Origin of the sequence: Bremerella sp. P1, assembly GCF_028748185.1 — a bacterium.
Lineage (GTDB): Bacteria > Planctomycetota > Planctomycetia > Pirellulales > Pirellulaceae > Bremerella.
The window spans coordinates 6,838,569-6,855,933 of sequence record NZ_CP118164.1 but is presented as its reverse complement, the minus strand read 5'-3'; the positions used below and the strand labels follow the sequence as shown (position 1 = coordinate 6,855,933).

Annotated in this window: 15 protein-coding genes; 6 read left to right on the top strand and 9 right to left on the bottom strand. The window is 57.7% G+C overall.

Going from position 1 to position 17,365, the window contains the following annotated elements; genetic code table 11:
- Positions 1–31: 31 nt before the first annotated feature.
- Both PSR63_RS27740 and PSR63_RS27735 read right to left on the bottom strand, forming a co-directional pair.
- On the bottom strand, positions 32–643 hold the full coding sequence (locus tag PSR63_RS27740) for an RNA polymerase sigma factor (RefSeq protein WP_274329505.1): 612 nt from the start codon (positions 641–643) through the stop codon (positions 32–34).
- A 119-nt stretch (positions 644–762) separates the two neighbouring features.
- Positions 763–1,536, bottom strand: a complete 774-nt coding sequence (locus PSR63_RS27735; protein ID WP_274329503.1) for a 3-ketoacyl-ACP reductase — start codon at positions 1,534–1,536, stop codon at positions 763–765.
- A gap of 684 nt (positions 1,537–2,220) precedes the next feature.
- Here PSR63_RS27735 and PSR63_RS27730 point away from each other — a divergent pair.
- On the top strand, positions 2,221–3,525 hold the full coding sequence (locus PSR63_RS27730; protein ID WP_274329501.1) for a hypothetical protein: 1,305 nt from the start codon (positions 2,221–2,223) through the stop codon (positions 3,523–3,525).
- A 5-nt stretch (positions 3,526–3,530) separates the two neighbouring features.
- On the opposite strand, the gene fliG is transcribed toward PSR63_RS27730, so the two are convergent.
- The 7 genes from fliG to PSR63_RS27695 all read right to left on the bottom strand — a co-directional run bounded on the left by fliG (position 3,531) and on the right by PSR63_RS27695 (position 9,917).
- Entirely contained in the window at positions 3,531–4,556 is a 1,026-nt protein-coding gene (gene fliG, locus PSR63_RS27725) for a flagellar motor switch protein FliG (RefSeq protein WP_274329499.1), read from the bottom strand.
- A 173-nt stretch (positions 4,557–4,729) separates the two neighbouring features.
- Complete coding sequence (locus PSR63_RS27720) at positions 4,730–5,179, bottom strand: hypothetical protein (protein WP_274329497.1); 450 nt, start codon at positions 5,177–5,179, stop codon at positions 4,730–4,732.
- A gap of 116 nt (positions 5,180–5,295) precedes the next feature.
- Entirely contained in the window at positions 5,296–5,907 is a 612-nt protein-coding gene (locus PSR63_RS27715; protein WP_274329495.1) for a chemotaxis protein CheX, read from the bottom strand.
- Positions 5,908–6,043: 136 nt separating this feature from the next.
- Positions 6,044–6,529, bottom strand: coding sequence for a 6-pyruvoyl trahydropterin synthase family protein (locus tag PSR63_RS27710; RefSeq protein WP_274329493.1), 486 nt, complete (start codon positions 6,527–6,529; stop codon positions 6,044–6,046).
- 24 nt (positions 6,530–6,553) lie between these two features.
- Positions 6,554–7,411, bottom strand: a complete 858-nt coding sequence (locus PSR63_RS27705; protein WP_274329491.1) for a triphosphoribosyl-dephospho-CoA synthase — start codon at positions 7,409–7,411, stop codon at positions 6,554–6,556.
- Positions 7,408–8,313: an alpha/beta fold hydrolase gene (locus PSR63_RS27700; protein WP_274329489.1), complete on the bottom strand. Its 906-nt coding sequence runs from the start codon at positions 8,311–8,313 to the stop codon at positions 7,408–7,410. Before PSR63_RS27700 ends, PSR63_RS27705 begins: the two co-directional genes overlap by 4 nt.
- Positions 8,314–8,387: 74 nt before the next feature.
- The gene (locus PSR63_RS27695; RefSeq protein ID WP_274329487.1) at positions 8,388–9,917 is read right to left on the bottom strand and encodes a CehA/McbA family metallohydrolase; all 1,530 of its coding nucleotides are present in this window, start codon (positions 9,915–9,917) and stop codon (positions 8,388–8,390) included.
- Between the two features lie 200 nt (positions 9,918–10,117).
- Between PSR63_RS27695 and PSR63_RS27690 the strand changes: the two genes are divergently transcribed.
- From PSR63_RS27690 to smc, 5 genes are all read left to right on the top strand, one after another.
- The gene (locus PSR63_RS27690) at positions 10,118–11,080 is read left to right on the top strand and encodes a J domain-containing protein (protein WP_274329485.1); all 963 of its coding nucleotides are present in this window, start codon (positions 10,118–10,120) and stop codon (positions 11,078–11,080) included.
- 15 nt (positions 11,081–11,095) lie between these two features.
- Positions 11,096–11,503 carry a ribonuclease P protein component gene (gene rnpA / locus PSR63_RS27685; protein WP_274329483.1) on the top strand — a complete coding sequence of 136 codons (408 nt, stop codon included), beginning with the start codon at positions 11,096–11,098 and terminating at the stop codon, positions 11,501–11,503.
- On the top strand, positions 11,500–11,748 hold the full coding sequence (yidD, locus tag PSR63_RS27680) for a membrane protein insertion efficiency factor YidD (protein WP_274329481.1): 249 nt from the start codon (positions 11,500–11,502) through the stop codon (positions 11,746–11,748). Before rnpA ends, yidD begins: the two co-directional genes overlap by 4 nt.
- A 248-nt stretch (positions 11,749–11,996) precedes the next feature.
- The gene (locus tag PSR63_RS27675) at positions 11,997–13,700 is read left to right on the top strand and encodes a flagellar basal body P-ring protein FlgI (RefSeq protein ID WP_274329479.1); all 1,704 of its coding nucleotides are present in this window, start codon (positions 11,997–11,999) and stop codon (positions 13,698–13,700) included.
- A 60-nt stretch (positions 13,701–13,760) separates the two neighbouring features.
- A complete protein-coding gene (gene smc, locus PSR63_RS27670; RefSeq protein WP_274329478.1) occupies positions 13,761–17,363 on the top strand; it encodes a chromosome segregation protein SMC in 3,603 nt (1,200 codons plus the stop codon).
- The last annotated feature ends 2 nt before the right edge of the window (positions 17,364–17,365 follow it).

Sequence of the window (17,365 nt, the reverse complement as noted above, 5' to 3'; positions counted from 1 at the left end):
TCTGTAAAGAACCGGTCCTGTGAAAACATGCTTAGCTGTCGGCCATAAAACCTGAATAAGAATCAACGAGCCCGTCTGCCTCTTGCCGTAACCTTCTCAGTACTCGGGACTTAGCGGTCACGACCGCATTCAGAGAAATATTCAAATCGGCAGCGACATCACGCGGGCTTTCCCCCTTCAGTGCGACTCGATCGAACGCCATCCACGTGTTTTCAGCGAAATGAGGCTTGGCAAGTTTCAGGAGCTCCCGCAGCACGTATCGGTCGTGCTCGTTATTCCAAAGGCGGGTCAATTCACTGGTCGGGCTTTCCAGTTCGGCCAAGCGTTGTTCCATATTATCCCTACCGTCCGTCTCGTGCCGACGATCGCGGGTTCGCCAGAAATTTCGCAGCCGATTTACGAGAATCCCTTTGAGCCATGCTCGGAACGCGCCCGGCCGCCCCTGGTGCTGGAAACTGGCAACATCCTTGGATACCGCCAGCAGAACTTCTTGGACGAGGTCCTCGGCATCGCTCTCTTGCACGTCGTACTTTCGCAGCCAGGTCCTGATCAGAGGCGCATAGAGATCGACCAGCCGATTCCAGCTTTCGGATTCCGGAGAGTGGCGGAGACGATTGAGGAGACTGAGCGAGGTTTCGTTCATAGTTGGCCGAATAGATCAAGTGATCTTGATTATCCGACCTGAGAATTGCTGCGTCAAATTTTCCCCATTGGGGTGATCGCCGGTTCCCTTCGCGCCAAGGCGCTGTGACGAGCACGTTTTTATAAGCGTCGAAGGTGGAAGCCACCGTCGACGTCGATGCGTTGGCCGGTGCTGAAGGGGAAGTAGTCGGCGCAGATGGCGGAGACCGCCTTGGCGACGTCTTCTGGCTGGCCCCAACGCTTGATCGGCGTGAGCCCCTCGGCGATTTGCTTGTCGTACTTCTCTTTCACGGGGCCGGTCATGTCGGTGGCGATCACGCCGGGGCAGACCTCGAAGACCTGGATCTTCTCATTACCCAGGCGATCGGCATAGAGCTGGGTCATCATCGTGAGCCCTGCTTTGGCAATGCAGTAGTCGGCCCGGTTCGGTGAACTCGCGTAGGAAGAAAGGGACGACAAGTTGATTATCTTGCCGGCCGGAATAATGCCGTCTTCGATCTGGGAGAGCATCTGGTTGGCCGCGTCCTGAGTCAGGAAGAAGGGCCCCTTCAGGTTGGTTTCGAGGACCAGATCCCAGTTCTCGGAGGTGGCCTCCAGGATATCGAGCCGCCCTGGCGAGGTGATACCGGCGTTGTTGACCAGCACGTCCAGGCGGTCCCACTTGGCCATGGTATCGAGAATGAGTTGCGAACGCCCCTGCTCTGAGGCGACGTTGGCTTGCACCGCGATGGCTTCGCCCCCGGCCTGTTCGATGCCAGCGACCACTTCCATGGCGGCATCCGGGCTCGAGTTGTAGTTCACGGTGACGCAAAAGTCATCGGCGGCCAACTGCTCGGCAATCGCCCGGCCGATACCACGGGAACTGCCCGTCACAATCGCAACACGTTTCGACATGAGGCTTACTCTGGGGGGAGAAAGAAACTGAGGGAGAAGTTTCCAAGCTAGGTAGACGACTTTGTGCTGTCAACGCGAGGGAGAGCGAGATCGAACCACGGAGGGCACGATAAGCACAGAATATTGTGCCGAGCATCGAGGATGCTCGCTTGCTGTCGTTCATCGGTGGTGATCTGTGAAATCGGTGGTTGCTCCCCTGCTCTTCTCCTTCTGCACATGAAAAAACGCGGCGAGGATTCATTCGTTGAATCACTCGCCGCGTTGGTGGAGGCGACCTCTGGAGCAAATGACCCAAGCTCCAGAGGTCTAACCGGAAGCCCTCTGTGAAGCACTTGCCAAGACGGCCGACCCAGTAGCCGTGTACCTTGACAAGCATGAGCTTCAGCCCAGGAGGGGGGCAGGCAGTTCCCGCAAACTACCACGTGACAAAAGACTTCCGATGTCCGTTCCTGTGACCTCGTCACCGGTGTTCACCAGCGACGGGGGAGTAAATACGAAATCCCAAGATCCGTGTCACGACCGATTTAGAAATTTTTTTTGGTAGCTAAGCATTGGCGAATTGGTCCGATGGGGCCTGAAGTGGGAAGTTGCTGGGGTATCGACGGGCAAATTGGTCGTAACCAGCGCGGTTCGTTCCTATAAAGAGGGGGGAACTTGGAATCACTTTTCTTGGGTTGATACGCTATGCGACTTACTCTCCATCGCTGTTTATTGTTCGGTGTGGTCTTGTTGGTTCACGCCGTCTTTACGCATTTCATGCTTTCCGCTGCCGAGAAAGACGCGAAGGACTACGAGCGTTTTGGGAAAGTGTTTTATCCCGTAGGCTTGTCGGAATTTTGGGAGAAGCCGTGGGTCGAAGCGGAGACTGGGCCCGCGAATTGGACACGCGAGATTCGCGGCTGGTTGTTGGATGACCGCGAGAGGCAAGTCCTGATCTTGGACGTCGGCGGCAATACTCACATCCTTCGCAAGCCGGAACCAATGGAAGTACGACGCCGGCTGCCTGAGCAAATGGGTGGTTGGGTTTCGTTTGATGATACGCGCGACGAGGACTTTACCGTGCTATGGGGAATGAAGCTGCTAAATTTCGACGAACAAAGTGACATGTTTCTTAAGGAAGGTGCTCCGAAGGAGGAAGACTTGCCGGAGAATATTCTCATGCCGATGCTGGTCCACCGCGGCCAATTGGAACGGCATGTTATAAATGCTGTCCGGTATGCTTACCTTGCCCAAAAGCATGGACGCGAGCAACACGCAGCCGATCTTTATGCGCATGCGAAAGAAGTTCATGACGAGCTGATGGACCGCCAGGTTGGTGGTCCCGGTACGCTGAAAGATGTTTATCGGTTCGTCACCGAGAAACGGGCCTCCGGTCTGCGGAATTCCGCCGTATCTAGTGGACACTATGGAGATCCGCGGGGTGAGCTGTTAACAAAGTGGCAAAGACTTTTGGCAATGCCGGACCACAGTTTCCAAGAGGAAGCGGAATTAATGGTCGAAGGGTATCAACAACTGCTGACCGAGGATGGACAATGGGGCGAGCCAACACCCGAAGAGCGAGCCAAGTTTACTACAGAAGAACAACTTGCTTACTGGATGTATAAGCTGCGTGATCACAACGCTGGGCAATGGTCGGATCCCGGCATGTGTGATGTGTTTATTGATGGACTGAGAGAAGATGATGCCCCCAATCCCGCGAAGAAGATTCGAGAGCTGGGTATGGAGGCGATTCCTGTTCTCATTCAGCACATGGAGGATATACGACCGACTCGCTGCAAAGGGCATTGGCGAAGTTACTCTTCGGACGGACAGTACCTGCTTCGCTATGGTGATTGCTGTCAGCAAATCTTCGAATCGATCACCAAACACAAAATCTACCAACGCAAGTCTTCCATAGCCTATCCCACCTACGACGGCAGCGCCGCCGACTGCAAAGCGAAAGCCCAATCCTGGTGGGATGAATATCAAAAGAATGAGCAGGCGAAGTAGCCAGCCTACTGGATCATCATCTCTTCTTCGTCGCTGGCGGTCAGCTGGATTTCTCCGGCATCTTCCAGGCGGCGGACGATGTCCACGATCTGCTGCTGTACGGCTTCCACTTCGGAGAGCTTGACCGAGCCCAGGAAGTCCATTTCTTCCAGCAGCATTTCGCCGGCTCGTTTGGACATGTTGCCGACCACTTTGTCGCGGAGGTCTTGGCTGGCACCCTTGAGGGCCATCGCCCACTGCGAGGTCTCGACATTCTTGAGCACGGCCTGGATGTCTTTGTCCATCAGCTTCTGGATGTCGTCGAAGACGAACATTAAGCGGCGGATTTCTTCGACCAGGTCCGGGTCTTCCTGCGAGAGATTCTCCAGCAAAGCCTTGCCGGTGCTGCGATCGGTCACGTTGAGGATTTCGGCCACGCTGGGGACACCGCCGGCGTTCTCGAACGATTGGCTCATCACGCTGGCCATTCGGTCTTCCAGCCCTCGTTCGACCTCGCGGATCACCTCGGGGTTCGTCTGACCCATGTTGGCGATACGGCGAATCACGGACAATTGGCGTTCCGCAGGCAGGCCTGCGATCAGCTCGGCCCCGTACGATGCCGGCAAATGCGAAAGAATCAACGCGATGGTCTGGGGATGCTCGTCGACGATAAACGTCAGTAAGTTCTGGCTATCGACCTTTCGCAGAAAGCCAAACGGGACCGACTCGACCGACTGACGCACGTTATCGAGCGTTTCGCCGGCATTCTTTCCCAGGGCTTTTGATACCAGCGACTTGGCCAGGCCAATCCCGCCGCCGCCACCGCCCAGTTGGTTGGGGTTTTGTTCTGCGAAGGCCAGAATGACCTGTTCCTGTTCCTTACCGTCCAGGTTATCGAGCTGAGCAATTTCGATACAAACCGCTTCGACCTGCTTCGGCGAGAGCTTGCCCATCAGCTGGGCTGCTTCTTCCTCCGGCAACGACATCAAAATAATCGCTGCCCTGCGGAGCGAAGGATTCGAGAAGTGCTGGCTAGGATCGCGTTTGTTCATGGCTGCGGAAAGCGTTTTCCTCTCGCCCAACTGGGAGAGAGCTAAATGGAATGGCCCAGGGTAAACAACTGGTCATCCTCATTTATCGACATGTTCGACTTTGACGATTAGCGAAATATGGACGGGCAGGCGGTGCTAGCGGTCCGGTGTTGGCATTCCGTTTAGGAAAACATCTATGTGATGACGTCTAGAACAAGAATCATGAACGGAACGGAGATCGGACCGGCGAATAGCCAGACCGGCCGTTGGCGGACTGCGGCCATCACGATGCCGGCGACCACGCCCATCAAAAGCGGAACGCCCAGGCCGTTCGCCCAGGTTGGGTCTGGGCCGAGATTCACTCGGAATACGGTTACCGAGATCAGCAGGACGAGCATCCCCGTCAGATCGCCGAACTGGAGCTTGAATTTGCCATCTTGGCCAGTCACCAGAATTAGAAACGGCAACGTAAACGAGAGGAAGACGAGGAGACAACCGCATCCGCAGCCAGAGTCATCATAACCGGAAGCGAAATCTCCGATCGCCTCCGACCACCAGGGCTCATTCTTCGATGAGAAATAGTACCAACGGACTTTTTTGGTATCTTCTTGGGTGGCGTTCTTTTCAGGGGCATTCTGCGTCATGGCAGAATTTTAATTTGGTTGAGCAAGAAATGCGAATGGCGACAAGAACTCAGGTTCTGGCCGCCAGTAAGTTCCCTCGCTCAGGCGAAGGAACGTTTTGAATTGGAGCGATCGATTTAGATCATCGCGTGCACAGGCGTGAAGCCAACCTTCAGGGCCATCGGTCCCCAAGGACAATCAAACGTCACGGCGATTGGCTTCACCTGCGAAGGGAAGCGAATGTCGGGAGGGTGACCCAGGACGACGTTTGGCAGGCTGATCGACAGGTTCAGCTCTTCCAGTTCGGCTTTGGCCGATCCGGCGACCATGTTGGCGATTTCGCCGACGGCGTCGATGACGTCTTCGTTCAGGTCGTCGAACTCATTGGCGTCCATCATCAGCATGGCGGCGGCACCTTGGATCGCGACTTCTCGCGAAAGGCTCACAACGACCGAGCCTTGGGCACGACCGGAAAGCCCGATCACACCGCTGATCTCGTACTTGTCATTGACCTGGTCGGCCATGCACAGCTTGTCACGTTTGATGGTACAGCCCAGCATCGTGTCGAAGGTGACAAGCGTGGATTTAATAAAGGGGTTGATGTATTCGACCTGCATGGGAGCACCGTTTTCGAGGTGACGACGTTGAAGCGACCTTGATGTCTTTCGTGGCTGCGACTTCAACGCCAAGCGTGAAGGCTTCCTGGCTCGGAAGACTCCCAAAAATAGAGCGCCGACTTGGTCGGTCAAACCAAAATTCTTACCTTACAAACGGTTTTCCCCGTTTTAAGGGTGCGAGGTCCCCATCGGACCAGATTGATGGACGCTCGGGACGCTGACGAGGGTCAACTGAGATGGGTCGTAATGGTTTTACGGTCGCTTGAGCCTACGAAAATTCGCAATAACCCCACTGACCGTAATTTTCGTCAACACCGACGCGGAGAACTTCGGGTTTCCACTGCAGCTTCTCCTGAAGAGCGATCAGAAGTTGCTCGCCGATCCACTGGGCGAGTAGCTCGGTGGTCGTGTTAGGGATGTCCAGCAGGATGCATTCCTCTTGCGGGAAGACCCACCGGCGGTCTTCAAACGAGGCGGTGACTTCCTTGCCGTCACTTGCGACGTGGATCGCGGGATGCTTGGTCGGCAGTAGCATTCGATGATCGAGCCCGGTGACGATCTCTTGTAGCGAGTCCCGCAGCGCGATGAAGTCGACGACGTAGTGGTTCTCGTCGAGCGGACCATGCAGTTCGACCTCGACGCGGTAGTTGTGCCCGTGAATGCGCTCGCAGATATTGCCGCCGAAGGTGATAAAGTGCCCGGCACTGAATACGAGGTGATCCTTCGTTAGCTTGACCCAGTGACGAACGGGCATCTTCTGCACTCCAGGTAGAATCGATTAGACAAACGGGGCGACGATGGTTTCCTGTCGGAGGCAAACCAGCAGTCCGGCCGCGATCATGTCGGCGGTCGTGCCGGGGTTTCGCTTATGGCCGTCGCAGCGGAGCCAGAAATCGAGATTGGCCAGCTGCTGCATGTAATCTTCTTCCATCGGAGCGCCTGCGTCGATGACCCGCTGCGCTATCATGGCACTCTGCTGAGCCATTTCGTCCCCGTTTTTCCGAGCAATCAGCGTATCGGGCGACTGGGCCATCAAGGCGACGTGCGCATGGACAATCCGTTGACTCAAAGGAAGCGACTTCGGGCTGAGATCGGTCAGCAGCGGTACGACCTGGTCGAACAAATCGGCAAAGCCGTTCGTGTACTGCCGGGCAATCAAGTCGCGGTCGGCGGCTAGCTTCATGGCCTCCTGGATGTGCGGCGGAGCACTGCCGGCGATATCGTGCTCGGTGGAAGCATTCATGCCACCAGGCTTGGCCAGGTTAATCGCCTCGTAAATATCCGCAGCATCTTGGGCGGTCGAGTTCTCGACCGCGGCGGTGGCGGCCTCTTGCAGGTCTGCCGGATCTTGCGCCATGGCTAAGGGGGCCAGCAGCAAGATCATGCCCAGGTTGGTGTTCGTCCGCGTTACCAGCGAGGTCGCCTCGACACTTTGTAGGATGATCTGCCCAAGCGAAAGGGACTGGGCTTGATCGAAGACGGGGCCGATGGCGATCGCACTGGCCAGAAAGTCTTGCAGCGTGACGTCTTCAAAGTCGGCGCTGCGATGGACGTTGCCAGGCTTGGGGGCACTCACTTCCAGGGTGCAGGCCAGCGATGCCATTTGGCCGATCGAGAGTCCTTGCTTCGCGCTCATCGCGGCGTCTCGACTTCGACAGGCGTGGGCATTTGCGTCAGGAAATCACGCAGAATCGGTTCGATTCGCTCGTTGGCGTCTTCGACCACGTAGTGCCCTGCATCGCTGAACACGGTTGCTCGGGCAGTCGGCCAAATCGTTTGGAACCGCTCCATGCATTCCAGGCGAAAACACCAGTCCTTTCCGCCCCAGATCAGCTGAATGGGCAGATGCGACAGGGTCGGCAGTTGCTGTTCCATCTGCTCGAGCACCGCGTAGGTTGGGTGGCTCTTCGAGAGCGGAATATCCTGCACGAAGCGGGCCGTCGCGATGCGATTGGCGTAGTTGTCGTACGGGGCAATGTAGCCTGCGCAAACGTCCGGCGTGAAACGCTCCGGCTTTTCCGTGGCCATCGTCAGTGCCGGCCGGGCAAATGCGTTGAACGTGCGGACCATCCAAGGGCCCAGCATCGGAATACGGCACGCGCGAATTCGCAGCGGACAATATGGAGGCGGAAACGCCGCCGTGTTGAACAGCACCAGTCGTGCAAACCGGTCCGGTCGAGCCAGAGCCGCACCCAGGCCGATCGCTCCGCCCCAGTCATGCGCCAATAAGTTGATGTCCCGCAGGTCGAGGTGGTCGATCAAGGCCACCAGGTTGTCGATATGCCGCTGCAAGCGATAGGTGTATTGCTGCGGCTTGTCGCTTAGACCGCAGCCGATGTGGTCGACGGCCACCATGCGGTGCGAATTGCGAAACTGCGTGATGATGTTTCGCCAATAAAACGACCACGTCGGATTGCCATGCACCATCAACATGGGCTCGCCGGAACCTTCGTCGACGTAGTGCATTCGCGCATCATCAAGCGTCAGATAATGCGAAGAAAACGGGTACAACTTGCGCCAGTCGGCCGACGATGACATAGTCTGAGGGAGTCTCGCTGGAGGATCGAAACTCCTAGTTTACCGCTTCAGGGCAACTTAACTAGAGCGGCGAATTACGGGGCGTTGGCCATCTTGGCCCGTTTTTGCCAGAAATCTCGGGCATCTCGCTGCAAATCGATGATTTCGTTTCGCTGGTCCCCATCCGGCAGGTCGATGTTCATGGCCCGGCGGAAGACCCAATCGCGGAAGAATTCGGCGGCCGATTTGCTGATTCGCGGCTGGCCATTGGCCTCGACGTAGAACGGAGCGGTCGTGGCGTACTGATAGTAGCCAGATTCCTGGGTGACGACACGCACGAGAAACCAGCCCGAGTCGGTGAACGTCACCGGTGGCAGGACTCCTCGCCGATCCTTGTACTCGTCGAGCGAGATTTCCAAATCCTTTTCGCCATTCTTGATCACTTCCAAGTACGCAATGGTCTGCCGCGTTGCCAGGCTCAAAGCGATCTGGAAGTCGTGCTTTTCACCGATATTGATCGGGAAAACGTGCCCTGGCGGGTAACCTTCGACGGTAGCTCGCAGCAGCGGCCCATTGGTGACGAAGACGTTTCCGGCGTCGACGGCATCCCACCACGCGTCTGGCGTGAAATTGCCTTCCACCTTGGCGTAAACGCGATCTAGTCGAGACGATTCGTCTTCTTCATCGGTACCGTTGGCGGCGACCGGGGTCATGCGAACGCCTGTTTCCAGCAGTTTGTAGTAGATATCGAGGGCCAAGCGTGCCTTGCCGGTGACGTCTCCCTTGCGGATTTCAGCGGCCTTCTCGGCCAAGGGATGTTTTTCGCCGAATTCGTACGACTCGATTTCAGGCCCGAGGATGCTGATTGAATCGAGAAAATCCTGAGCGATCCACATCGGCAGGTCGGGTTCCAGTGGGCTCGCAGCGGTCACGTGGGCCGAACCCAGATCTGGCTGAAAGAACGTTGCCGCCGGGTAGCCTGGCTGGAGACGCTGCACCGGAAGTGGCTCGTTCATGCGAGCAAACCAGACCTTTCCGCCAGCCCGGTTATCTTCGCCACCCATTTCCCAAAGCGAGCGAAACGCCCCGAATTCATCACGTGGCGAGGAAATCGGTTTACCGGCCCAGGGATTGATTTGGTTGTTCCAGGTAATGTGATTGCCCAGCACCAGGTCGTCGGCCAGCATGATCGTTTCCAGGTCGTCGGTGCGGCCCGATAATGCCAGGTTGCCGGGGTACCACCCTTCCTGTTTCATGTCGATGAAACGCTTCAGCTCGATGGTGCGGCTGTCGGAATCACCGGAATTGAGGATGAAGTGTCCTTCCATGAAGGGATATTCCGGGCCGGCATCCAGTCGAAAACCATACTGTCCGGGGCGCAGCTTCATTTTTAAGCCGCCGGTGAAGTAGGCCGTTCCGTCGATCATCAGAGCTCCGTCGATCCGCTGGGCACGATCGCGCGAGTTCGTAATGCGAATCTTGGCCGAGCACGGCATCTGTGTCTTCGCGTCGGCCACGCGCAGCTCGTATTCGGCATAGGCACCAAGCAAAGTGGCCGGCGCAGCCAATAGGACAAGCAGCAGCAAGATAGCGCGAACGGCGACGAATATCTGGGATAAATGCATAGCGGCGGAAGTTTCCGGAAACCAGTGCGTGTGTTTGCCGGGCAAATCTGGGATAATTGGCCGCTCTCCCCAGAGCGGCTTCCAAGTATAGAATAGCTTGCAGAAGCAACCGTCTGAGCAGTTAAATCAAGACGGATACGCTCGCGAATATCGTTGGAAGTTGTTTTCAGGGAACCAGTTAGGCGAAAATCAAGAAGTTCATGGCTGACGATTACTACAAGATTCTGGGTGTCTCGAGATCCGCTACGCAGGAAGAGATCCGGAAGGCCTACAAGAAGTTGGCCCAGAAGTATCACCCGGACCTCAACCCGGATGACAAGGCGGCTCATACGAAATTCAAAGAGATTCAAAACGCCTACGACGTGGTCGGCGACGCCGAAAAGCGTAAGAAATACGACCAGTTCGGCAGCAACTACGAAAACATGGGAGCCGGTCCCGGTGGCGGCGGTCCTGGCGGTTTCCATCAATGGCGTTCGGCCGGCGGTGGCCCGGGCGGTGCTCAATATGAGTTCGACCTGGGCGATATCTTCGGCGGCGGTGGTGCCGGACCGGATCTGTCCGACATCTTCGGTGGACTGGGCGGCGGAGGTGGTCGACGTCGGCATGCCCAACCGGTACGTGGTAACGATCTGCAGCACGACGTGACGGTCCCCTTCAAGCAAGCCATGGAAGGGGGCGAGATTAACCTGAACGTTCGCCGCCCTGGCGGCGAGATGGAACGCTTGACCGCCAAGATTCCCCCGGGAATTGAAGACGGCAAGAAGATCCGTCTCCGCGGACAAGGCGACCCCGGTCCCAACGGCGGCCCGTCCGGCGACCTGTTGATCCGCATCCATGTCGAGTCGCACAAGTATTTCAAACGTAATGGCAAAGACCTGGAAGTGACCGTGCCGGTCTCACTGGCCGAAGCCATGCTGGGTGGTTCGATCGATGTCCCGACGCCTGGGGGCACTGTCACCATGAAGATCCCGGCGGGAAGCTCCAGTGGAAAACGTCTCCGCGTTCGAGGCCAAGGTGTGCCATCCGCATCTGGCGAGGCTGGAGACTTGTATGTCGTTCTACAGATTGCCCTGCCAGCAGAGCCCACCGAAGAGTTAAAGCAGGCCGTCGGGAAGTTCGCTGAAGAGCACGCGGAAGATCCCCGCAAGGACCTTCGCTGGTAGCGGAAAGGAAAGCGTGTGACGGAGAAGTCTCATCGGTTTCCGCCGCAACTACGTCTCAAGACGCCAGCAGACTTCGACGCGGTCTTCACGCGCCGAGCATCTGCTGGCAACGGCTGGTTGGTGGTCTATGCCGCCAGGAATTCCTTGAACGTCTGTCGCGTCGGGCTGGTCGTATCCAAAAAGAAGATCGGCAACGCCGTGCAGCGCAACCGCTGGAAGCGACGCCTTCGCGAGGCGTTTCGGCTCAATCGCGAGAAGCTGCCCAGTGGGTTCGATTTCGTGGTTCTGCCGCAATCGAAGAAGCATCCGACCTTCCCAGAGCTGGAAAACGGCCTGGTGCAGCTCGCCCATCGTGCCGCTCGGAAATGGAAGCGAAACCACGGCCAAAAGGCCCAGCCGCCGGAGGCTGCGCCCGGAGGATGAGCTATCTACGGTTTCTTTACCAGGGGTGGCAAGCACTGCTGTCGGAGGTGATGATCTTCGCCGTGCGGTGCTATCAGTACACGCTCAGCCCCTGGATCGGTCAGTCGTGCCGCTTTCAGCCGACGTGCAGCAACTACTTTATTGGTGCGGTGCGGAAGTACGGCCCTATTTCGGGGGCCCTACGTGGCGCGTACCGGATCTTGCGCTGTAACCCGTTCTGTAAAAGCGGGTTCGATCCGCCGTAAACCTAAGTCGAATAAGAAATTGCTCTTGATCGTGCTATCAGGTTTTCCTACTCTTTGGCGCAACTAGATCCGGGGGAAGGGAATTCTTCGGACTGAATACCGTAGGTTTTTGACGGACCAGCAACCCAATGCCACGGCACGGACGCTCTCATACGGCTTACCTGATTACAACGCTTGGCCTTATCGTGGTCGGGCACGCGCTCACCTCGGGGTGTACGGCCCCTTGGACCAGCGACAGCGGATCATCGATGAGTTATCTCAATCCTTGGTCTGATGGCGATGAGAAAGAGGAAGAGCCTTCGCACGATTGGGACAAAGTCCGCACGGTCGGCGATCTGACAGTGCCTGGCGGGATGAACAACGCCAAGATCAAAGGGGTCACGCTTATCACCGGGCTACACGGCACCGGTAGCGATCCACCTCCGTCGCAGGCTCGCGACCTGTTGCTCAACGAAATGCGTATTCTGCAGGTCGATCAGCCTCAACAATGGCTGGCCTCACCTCATACGGCATTGGTGATGCTGGAGGCCGTCATTCCGCCTGGGGCCCGCGAAGGAGACACGATCGACGTTACCGTGTTCGCACCACCCGAAACCGACACGACCAGCCTCGAAAACGGCTACTCGCCCTCGACGCGACTTTCGGAAATGGCCGTCCTGGGTGGTCGAGCCCGTAAAGGTAACGACATCGCCATGGCCTCTGGCCCGGTTGTTCTCGACAGCGTGATCGAAGGCAACAATAGCAAGTCAAACATGCGTCGCGGCCACATTCTGGGTGGTGCGGTGATGCTCGAAGAACGCCCGCTCGGCTTAGGCTTGATCGAAGGCGAAGTCTCGATCGCCGCGAGTGCCGCAATCGGAGCCGCAATCAACGGTCGCTTCCACATGTACCGCGAAGGGACCAAGCAAGGGGTCGCCACGCCGATGACCGACAAGTTCATCTCGCTGGACGTCCACCCACGCTACAAAGAGAGCATCTCGCGTTACATGCGTGTGATTCGCTTTATCCCGCTTTCTCGATCGACCGAGTTCCGACGTCGATACCTGGCCGAGTGCGAAGCCGAATTGCTGGTCGAGTCGACCGCTCAGGCAGGTGCTCTGAAGCTGGAAGCGATCGGCAAAGAAGCGATTCCTTCGCTGAAAAAGGGACTCGATTCCAAGAACGAACTGGTTCGCTTCTGCTCCGCCGAAGCGTTGGCTTACTTGAACGATCCAGCATGTGTCGAGCCGCTGACCGAAGCGGCCCGCACGAACAATGGTTTCCGCTTCCGTGCCCTGCAATCGCTCGGTTCGTTTGACGACCTAGACGTGATCGACAGCCTGGAAGGTCTGCTGCACGAGGAAAGTGCCGAGGCCCGCTACGGGGCGTTCGATCAGCTGAAGAAGCGATCGAACCAGCTTCCTTCGATCGCTGGCGAACTGCTGGACAATCACGTTCAACTGCATCACGTCCGCTCGGCTTCGTCGCCGATGATTCACTTCCGCTTAAAGGATCGTCCTGAAATCGTAGTCTTCGGAACCGACGTTCGCCTGACCGGCGATGTGGCCTTCGTGGGGCAAAATGGTCTCACGATCCGCTCTTCTGGGCATCGCAAGATCAAGGTCACGCGGTTTGAAGCTGGCGGCGGCGAGCTAGAGAAGGAGTGCTCGAGCGACCTGAAGGAAATCATCAAGGCCCTCACCGAAATCGAGTGTGGCTATGGCGAGATCGTCCGAAACGTCTTCGCTCTGCGAAACGAAGGTTACCTGACTGCTCGTGTCGAGGTGAACGCGATGCCGCGACCCGATCGCAGCTACGTCCGCTCGGAAGAGTTGGTCACCGAGGAGTCTCCTTCGCAGGAAAACTTCACGGATAACTTCTCCCAGTCGTCAGATTCTGCCAAAACCGAAGAGTCTTCCGAGGTAACCACCTACGCGGAAGGGGATGACACCTTGATCCCGACGTTCGATTAGAGGACTCTGGAGTGTTTATCCATTGCGTCCTTTTAATCCGCCCCCCCGTCGGAGCCGAATATGCTGAAGGCCTTAGAGCTTCACGGCTTTAAGAGTTTTGCCGACAAGACTCGCCTGGAATTCCCGGAGGGAATTACGGTCGTGGTCGGCCCGAACGGTTCCGGCAAGTCGAATATCGTCGACGCGATCAAGTGGGTCTTGGGGGAACAGAGTGCCAAGAGCCTGCGTGGTAAGGAGATGGCCGACGTCATCTTCAAAGGCTCCAGCGCCCATGGCCGCAAGCCGATGAACGCCGCCGAGGCGACCATCATCTTTGATAACGCCGAAGGCACCCTGCCGATCGACGCCCCGGAAGTTCACGTCACGCGGCGTGTGTTTCGTAGTGGCGAAGGCGAATATCTCATCAATCGGCATCCGTGTCGTCTGCGCGATGTGAAAGACCTGTGCCGTGGCACGGGTATCGGTACCGACGCCTACAGTATTATTGAACAGGGCAAAGTCGATACGCTGCTTCAGGCCTCGCCCCGCGACCGCCGAGCCGTGTTCGAAGAGGCCGCCGGCATCAGCCGCTTCAAGGCCAAGAAGCTGGAAACACAGCGACGGCTCGACCGGGTCGACCAGAACCTGGTGCGGCTGTCCGATATCGTCGAGGAAGTCGGCTCTCGCTATCGCAGCATCAAAGCCCAGGCCGGCAAGGCCCAGAAGTACCGCGAATACACCGAGCGTCTCCAGCTGCTACGCACCGTCGTGGGGATGGAAGACTGGAACAGCCTATCGGTTCGCGTCGAGCAGTATTCCAGCGAGCTGGAAGAGCTGCGCAAGGATCAGGCCAACGCCCAGGAAGTAATCACCAACGCGGAGGCCGGCCTTGAAGGAGCGGAAGCCAAGCTATTCGAGCTGCAGTCGGTGCTTTCGCAGAAGGAAGAGCAGCACGCCAAGCTGGCCCAGCGTCTGGCCACCCTGCACTCTTCGTCCGGCATGCAGTACCGGCTACTTACCGACCTGGAACAGGAGTCGACATCGCTATCGGTCAGCCTGGTTCGGAACTTCGGTTCGCTGCGAACACTGACTGCCGATCTGGCCGAGGCGCAGCACGATCTCTCGAAAGCGAAGACGCAGCGCGACGTCGTCTCGGCCGACCTGGAAAGCGTGGAAGCGGCCACCCAGGAAGTGCAAGCAGAGATCGAAGCCAAACGCGAGCAAGGCGAAGCCAACCGTCAGCAGCATCTGGAACTGCTGCGGCATGTCTCGACGCTCGACAATGCCCTGGGTGCGGTGAAGGCCCGCATCGAAAGCGACCAGAACCAACTGGAAGCGATCGAGACGAACATCGAGCGCGACGAGACCCGCCTGGATGAGCATCGTAGTGAGCTCGAACAGCTGACCGAGGATGAAGGCGGCCTGGTCGAGCATCTGTCGACCGCCCAGGCCGATGTGACCGACGCCAAGGGAGCATTGCGAAAGCAGGAGCAGGAAGCAGCCGATATTCAGGCGGACCTGGATGCCCTGTCTCGCCGCCGAGCGGTCGCCGCGGAACGAGCTTCGGTGCTTGATGAACTGGAACGCACCAGCGAAGGGGTGAACTCCGGCGTCAAGGAAATCCTTTCCCGGGCACGCGTCGAACGGCTTCCGCTGTTTCAATCGGTGATCGGCCTGGTCGCTGATGTGGTTCGTGTTGATGTCGAATACGCTCGGCTGATCGAAATCGCCTTGGGGGATTCGGCTCAGCTGGTGATCTTGGAAAACGGCGAGCTGCTGCAGCAAGTGTTGGAGCGAGAAGTGATTTTCCCGGGTCGCGTCGGTCTGCTCGACATGGAGTCGTTACCCAATCGAGAGGATGACGAGCCGTCCGGACTGCGGCACGAACCCGGAGTGTTGGGCAATGCCCTTGATTTTGTTGAAGCCGAAGACGATTTCCTGCCGGTTGCACGCTTCCTGCTAGGTGGTATCTGGTTTGTCGACAATGCCCGCAGTGCGTTGGAACTGAAGAAACGTTACAAGCAGCCGCTCCGCTTCATCACCCGCGACGGTGAGATGCTGGAAGCGGATGGCCGCGTCTATGCCGGCCCGACGACCAACGTCGGTGGTATCATCTCGCGGCGTAGTGAGCTGCGGGCACTGCGAAATGAAGTCGAGAAGCTTCAGCAGGCTCTCGAAAAGAAACAAGCGATCCTGGAAGAAATTCAAGCTTCCGTTGCCCAGCAAAAGCAGGCCCTGGAAGAACTGGTTGGCCAACAGCAAGAAGCCTCGTCGGTGCTTACCGAGCATCGCCTGGTGAAGCAGCGGCTTGAGTCACGCATCACCGACGCCGACTCCGAGCTTTCCAAGCGGATCGAGCAGCGCGAAACGATCACGACTCGCATCGAGAACGACCAAAAGCAGCTGGCAGAGAAAGAGCAAGAGCTTACTTCGACCCGGGAAACGATCACCCAGCTGGAGCAAGACAGCGAAGGCCTGACGCAGGTCTTGGGCGAACTCGAAGCGAGCCTCAGCGATAGCCGTGGCCAGATCACCGGTCTGAAGGTGGAACTCGCCCGCGCCGAGCAGCAGGTCGAAGCCCACCAGGCCAGCAGCGAGCGGCTACAGGCCAACCTTGATGAACGCAAAGCGTCGATCCAAGAGATTCACACGGCAATCGCCCAGAATCGAGCCAAGCTCGAAAGCCAGCAGCTGGAGATCCTGCGGGCCACTAGCGAGTACGCCTCGGCGATGCTGCAACTGACCGAGTCGCAGGAATTGCTGGCGACCGAACGTGGCGCTCGCAAGGATTTGGAAAAAGCGAAAGCCGAACATACCGCCAAGCTGGTCGAGGCTCGACAGAAGCAGCGAACGGCTGACGATCAGCTTCACCGCAAGGAGCTGGCCTTCACCGACCTGCGGCACGAACGCAGCACGTTGGAGCGTCGCCTACGAGACGACTATCAGATCGAGATCTCCGAAGTCGAGCTCGATACCGAAGAGATCGAACTGCCTGGCGACCGGGCCGCGATCGATGAAGAAATCGCCGACCTGCGGCGGAAGATCAGCAATATCGGCTCGGTCAACATGGAGGCCTTGAAGGAACTGGACGAATTCCAGGCTCGCTTCGAGCAGCTTGATGGCCAGCTGAAGGACCTGACCGAAGCGAAAGAGTCGCTCGAAAAGATCATCAACAAGATCAACGTCGACAGCCGCCGCCTGTTCGAGGAAACGCTGGAAACAGTTCGCAGCAATTTCCAGGTGATGTTCCGCCGCGTGTTCGGTGGCGGTTCGGCCGATATCATCATCGAAGAAGGGGTCGATATCCTGGAAGCGGGCATCGATGTCATCGCCACCCCGCCGGGCAAAAGCTCGCTCAACATCTCGCTGCTATCCGGTGGCGAACGTGCTTTGACTGCCGTCACGCTCCTGCTGGCCATCTTCCAGTTCCGCCCCAGCCCGTTCTGTATTCTGGACGAAGTGGACGGCCCGCTTGACGAAGCCAATATCGGCCGTTTTGTGGACGTATTGAATGGCTTTCTGGATTGGACCCGCTTCGTGATCGTGAGCCACTCCAAAGCCACCATGGCCGCCGCCACGACCCTGCACGGCGTGACGATGCAAGAGTCCGGCATCTCGAAACGCGTGAGCGTACGGTTCGACGACGTACACGAGACGGGCGACGGGGATATCTCGGTGGCGTAAAC